Here is a 1,168-nt window from a genome sequence, read left to right on the forward strand (position 1 = left end):
ATTTCGGGCTTAACAAGTAACTGTTCCATGGCGTTTTTTTCGCCATTCCATCGCACAAGTCGCGCTTGTTCGGGGCGATAATGGGTTAGGCTCGATATGCTATGCCGCGCTTTATGCACTGCGCGGTGTTGAAGAGCCTCGCCAATGCTGTAAAGCCACATCACGGCTACGGCCTCAGGATATTCGCCAATGGCGAAAGCGCCCACGCAAGCCACGCTCATCAGCATAAATTCGCTAAAAACATCCCCTTTCATCGCTTCTTCCACAGCCTCGTGCATTACGCCAACCCCAACGGGGAGGTAGGCTGCAATGTACCAAACCAGTTGCACCCAAGGTTGCGAAAACCATCCGCAGCCCATCCATGTAAAGGCTATTCCAGCCGCTAGCAGCACACCCGACAGTATGGGTTGCCACAATTTTGTTTCTTCTTCGTGATGATGTTCACACATAATATGTTGTTTTTTAAGTTTACAAGATTACGAGTTTACGAGTTTGCAAGTTGTCTAGCCTGTCCAAGTTGCCTAGTTCTTCTGGGTATTTCGGGCTTACTAGTTATTCCATTTTCACCAGGTTTTATCGGTTTTTTTAATTTCCCAGCTACTAGTTCGCAGGCCTTCAAATGCCGTTTCTCGTTCTCCGCACATTCATTTCCTTAACGATAATGTTATGTTGTACTGCAAAGTTAGGGCTTAAAACGTGCAACCAAGTTGCAATTTTTAGTATCTTTGCATTATGACAGAAGACTTTGACATCAGAGACGAACGCACAATGCCCAGCGAACGAGAGTTTGAAAACGCCCTCCGACCGCCGAAATTCCAAGATTTCAGCGGCCAAAGTAAGGTGGTGGAGAACCTAGAAGTGTTTGTTGAGGCGGCAAAATATCGTGGCGAGCCACTCGACCATACCCTTTTACACGGTCCTCCGGGATTGGGTAAGACCACTTTGAGCAACATCATTGCCAACGAATTGGGCGTGGGATTTAAGATAACTAGCGGTCCTGTGCTTGACAAGCCTGGCGATTTGGCCGGCATCCTCACTTCGTTAGAAACCAACGATGTGCTGTTCATCGACGAGATACACCGGCTTTCGCCCGTGGTTGAAGAGTATCTTTACTCGGCTATGGAAGACTATCGCATAGACATCATGATAGATAAAGGGCCCTCGGCGC

Annotated in this window: 1 protein-coding gene and 1 pseudogene; one reads left to right on the forward strand and one right to left on the reverse strand. The window is 47.9% G+C overall.

Features of this window, described 5'->3' with window-relative positions:
- A pseudogene (locus BN93_RS15800) lies at window positions 1-449 on the reverse strand (heavy metal translocating P-type ATPase); the annotation flags it as partial.
- Between the two features lie 283 nt (window positions 450-732).
- Between BN93_RS15800 and BN93_RS15805 the strand changes: the two are divergent.
- A partial coding sequence (locus BN93_RS15805) for an AAA family ATPase (protein ID WP_019189251.1) occupies window positions 733-1,168 on the forward strand: 436 nt, incomplete at its 3' end.

The organism is Prevotella conceptionensis 9403948 (assembly GCF_000312305.1).
GTDB classification, from domain to species: Bacteria; Bacteroidota; Bacteroidia; order Bacteroidales; family Bacteroidaceae; genus Prevotella; species Prevotella conceptionensis.